At 65.6% G+C, this 3690-nt stretch carries 4 protein-coding genes; 3 read left to right on the top strand and 1 reads right to left on the bottom strand.

Annotation, left to right across the window (positions count from 1 at the left end; all coding sequences use genetic code 11):
• Positions 1-93: 93 nt before the first annotated feature.
• Entirely contained in the window at positions 94-840 is a 747-nt protein-coding gene (locus tag ACO6VM_RS25680; protein WP_401055722.1) for an NRDE family protein, read from the bottom strand.
• A gap of 131 nt (positions 841-971) precedes the next feature.
• On the opposite strand from ACO6VM_RS25680, the gene ACO6VM_RS25685 reads away from it, so the two are divergent.
• Genes ACO6VM_RS25685 through ACO6VM_RS25695 form a run of 3 tightly spaced genes read left to right on the top strand, consistent with a single transcriptional unit; the run spans position 972 to position 3602 of the window.
• Positions 972-1754 (top strand): sulfite exporter TauE/SafE family protein, encoded by a 783-nt coding sequence (locus ACO6VM_RS25685; protein ID WP_322359611.1) that lies wholly within the window; start codon positions 972-974, stop codon positions 1752-1754.
• A gap of 16 nt (positions 1755-1770) precedes the next feature.
• The gene (gene lgt, locus ACO6VM_RS25690) at positions 1771-2580 is read left to right on the top strand and encodes a prolipoprotein diacylglyceryl transferase (RefSeq protein ID WP_125465962.1); all 810 of its coding nucleotides are present in this window, start codon (positions 1771-1773) and stop codon (positions 2578-2580) included.
• Positions 2581-2630: 50 nt separating this feature from the next.
• Positions 2631-3602: a thymidylate synthase gene (locus ACO6VM_RS25695; RefSeq protein WP_401055720.1), complete on the top strand. Its 972-nt coding sequence runs from the start codon at positions 2631-2633 to the stop codon at positions 3600-3602.
• Positions 3603-3690: the final 88 nt, after the last annotated feature.

A 3690-nucleotide genomic window follows, 5' to 3' on the forward strand; every position in this document is an offset into this window, starting at 1 on the left:
TTGCTCTTGTCCCCCCTCCTCTTTTTTTTTTTTTTTTTTTTTTTCCCCCCCCCCCCCCCCCCCCCCCAGGCCCGCACAGGCGATCAGAAACCATCAGACCAGCACTTCAACCTCCCCCAGATGCCCGCCAAACGGCCCGAAACTGCGCTCCACCATGCGCCGCCGCCCCCGGTCATCGACAATCAGCACCGTACTCGCCCGCGTCCCGTAGTTCTGGCTGGCGATGAACACGCTCGACAGCAGCCTCTCGGTGGCCAGCCCCACGCCGGTTTCCGGCAGTTCGCTGTCCGCAGCCGGCTCACCGTCGGCCAGCAAATGCATCAGTTGTTCCGGTTCAGCTGATTCGAGCAACTGCTGAAGACCGCTGCGCGCCTTGACCAGCTTGGGCCACGGCGTGTCCAGCCCGGCATTCGACAGCCCGTAGACCCCCGGCCCCAACAAGCGCGGCGCCGCTTCCCGGGCATGCAGGTAGCCCAGCTGCCCGGCATCCCCGACCAGCAGGTTGAACCCGGAGTACTGCCCGCTGCGGCTAGCGACCTGATCCAGATACGCCTCTACCCCCAGTTCGCCCTGCAGGAACGCCGCCACCAGCTCGCCCCGCGAGCGTGGCCCCAGCGCCTGGCGCGGGTCGCGGATATTGGTCAGCGCGGCGAAGCGCCCCTGCGGCCCTACGCCAAGCCAGGTGCCGCCGGCCTCCAGGTCGCGCCCGGCGTACACCCCCGGTGCATCCGCCCAGGCCGCCAGGGCCTGGGTCGGGCGGGCATGGAACTCGTCACGGTTGGCCGCGACGATCAGCGGCCGAGCGGTACCCGGCTGCCAGGCGAATACGATCAGGCACATAGGTTGTCCCCTGTGTTTTTGGCCACTCTACCCGCGCCGGGGGAGCTGATCCATCACCTGACACAGACTTCACTAGAGCGCCGGGCTTGGCTTCCGTTACCATGCCGGATTGTTTTCCACAGGGGCCACGAATGGAATTCGTACTCTATCTGCTGTTGGGTGCCTGCGCCGGCGTGCTGGCCGGGCTGTTCGGCGTGGGGGGCGGCATCATCATCGTGCCGGTGCTGGTGTTCAGCTTCACCTTGCAGGGCTTCGACCCTGCGGTCCTCACCCACCTGGCGGTTGGTACCTCGCTGGCCACCATCGTCTTCACCTCGATCAATGCCGTGCTCGAGCACCAGCGCAAAGGCGCGGTGCAGTGGCCGATCTTCACCTGGATGGCCGTGGGCATCCTGCTCGGTGCGCTGGTGGGGGCCAAGACCGCCTCGCTGATCCAGGGCCCGATGTTGCAGAAGATCATCGGCGTGTTCGCCCTGGTGATCGCCGCGCAGATGGCCCTGGACCTCAAGCCCAAGGCCAGCCGTGGCATCCCCGGCAAGCCTGGGCTGATCGGCGCCGGCGGCGTGATCGGCTGGGCCTCGGCGATCTTCGGTATCGGTGGTGGCTCGCTGACCGTGCCGTTCCTGACCTGGCGCAGCCTGCCCATGCAGAAGGCCGTGGCCACCTCGTCGGCCTGCGGCCTGCCGATTGCCCTGGCCAGTGCCCTGAGCTTCATGTGGCTTGGCTGGCACGAGGAGCACCTGCCGGCCCACAGTGTGGGTTATGTGTATTTGCCGGCGCTGGTCGGCATCGCCGTGACCAGCATGTTCTTTGCCCGCTTTGGCGCGCGCCTGGCGCACAGGCTGTCGCCGCGCCTGCTCAAACGCCTGTTCGCCGCGCTGCTGTTCTGCGTCGGCTTAAGTTTTCTGATTTGAACCAAGAGGAAAATCCATGCTGCCTTACCCGCAGATAGATCCCGTGGCCGTGGCCCTCGGGCCGCTGAAAATCCACTGGTACGGCCTGATGTACCTGATCGGCATCGGCGGCGCCTGGCTGCTGGCCTCGCGCCGGCTCAACCGTTTCGACCCCACCTGGTCCCGCGAGAAGCTGTCCGACCTGGTGTTCTGGCTGTCGATGGGGGTGATCGTCGGCGGGCGCCTGGGCTACGTGCTGTTCTACGACCTGCACCAGTACCTGGCCAACCCGACGCTGATCTTCGAAGTGTGGAAGGGCGGCATGTCGTTCCACGGCGGCTTCATCGGCGTGATGCTGGCGGCGCTGTGGTTCGGCAAGCGCAACAACAAGTCGTTCTTCGAGCTGATGGACTTCGTCGCACCGCTGGTGCCGATCGGCCTGGGCGCCGGGCGCATCGGCAACTTCATCAACGCCGAACTGTGGGGCAAGGCCACCGACGTGCCGTGGGCCATGGTCTTCCCGCCGTTCAGCGATCCGGCGCAACTGCCGCGTCACCCGTCGCAGCTGTACCAGTTCGCCCTGGAAGGTGTGGCGCTGTTCGTCATCCTCTGGGCGTTCTCGCGCAAGCCGCGGCCGACCATGGCGGTGTCCGGCATGTTCGCGCTGTTCTACGGCATCTTCCGCTTCATCGTCGAATTCGTCCGCGTGCCGGACGCCCAGCTGGGCTACATCGCCTGGGGCTGGCTGACCATGGGTCAGATTCTCTGCGTGCCGATGATCCTGGCTGGCCTCGGCCTGATCTGGTGGGCTTATAATCGCAAGCCCACGGCGACACCCGCCCACTGAAACCTCCACGGCAGGGGCGATCCCCCTGCCGTGCTCGCTACAGGTAAGCCATGAAACAGTATCTGGACCTGGTCCGTGACGTCATTGAAAACGGCACGCTGCAGGAAAACCGCACCGGCACCCGCACCATCAGCCTGCCGGGCGCCATGCTGCGTTTCGACCTGCAAAAAGGCTTCCCGGCCATCACCACGCGCAAGCTGGCATTCAAGTCGGCGATCGGCGAGATGGTGGGCTTTCTGCGTGGCGTGAAGAACGCCGGCGAGTTCCGCGAACTGGGCTGCAAGGTCTGGGACCAGAACGCCAACGAAAACGCCCAGTGGCTGGCCAACCCGTTCCGCCTGGGGCATGACGACCTCGGCGAAATCTACGGCGTGCAATGGCGCCAGTGGCCAGGCTACAAGCGCATCGCGCTGAGCAACCCGGCCGCCATCGCAATGGCCGAGAAGGCCGGTTTCCGCCAGATCGCCCAGGACGAGGAAGACGGCCAGGCGTTCGTCATCCTGTACAAGGCCATCGATCAGGTGCGCCAGTGCCTGGACACCATCGCCAACGACCCGGGCAGCCGCCGCATCCTGTTCCACGGTTGGAACTGCGCCCAGCTCGACGAGATGGCCCTGCCGCCGTGCCACCTGCTGTACCAGTTCCACCCGAATGTCGAGACCAGGGAAATCTCCCTGACCCTCTACATCCGCTCCAACGACCTGGGCCTGGGCACGCCGTTCAACCTCACCGAAGGCGCCGCGCTGCTGTCGCTGTTCGGCCGCCTGACCGGCTACACCCCGCGCTGGTTCACCTACTTCATCGGCGATGCCCATGTGTACGAGAACCACCTGGACATGCTCAACGAGCAGATGAAGCGCGAGCCGCTGGCGGCGCCGAAGCTGGTGATCAGTGACCGCGTGCCGGCGTTTGCCGAGACCGGCAAGTACGAGCCGGAGTGGCTGGAGAAGATCGAGCCGAGTGATTTCTGGCTGGAAGGCTATGAGCACCATGCGCCGATGACGGCGCCGATGGCGGTCTGACAGATCCTCATCGCCTGAGCTGACGCAATCGCGGGGGGGGGGGGGGGTAGCAGCGCATGCGCGCTCGTCGGGGAGTAGATGGTGCCGT

The organism is Pseudomonas sp. GZD-209, assembly GCF_049310485.1.
Classification (GTDB): Bacteria; Pseudomonadota; Gammaproteobacteria; order Pseudomonadales; family Pseudomonadaceae; genus Aquipseudomonas; species Aquipseudomonas sichuanensis.

Bases quoted from the DNA above. Each gene is read 5' to 3' on its own strand.
- ACO6VM_RS25695 (WP_401055720.1), top strand. From the start codon at position 2,631: ATGAAACAGTATCTGGACCTGGTCCGTGACGTCATTGAAAACGGCACG.
- lgt (WP_125465962.1), top strand. From the start codon at position 1,771: ATGCTGCCTTACCCGCAGATAGATCCCGTGGCCGTGGCCCTCGGGCCG.
- ACO6VM_RS25680 (WP_401055722.1), bottom strand. From the start codon at position 840: ATGTGCCTGATCGTATTCGCCTGGCAGCCGGGTACCGCTCGGCCGCTG.
- ACO6VM_RS25685 (WP_322359611.1), top strand. From the start codon at position 972: ATGGAATTCGTACTCTATCTGCTGTTGGGTGCCTGCGCCGGCGTGCTG.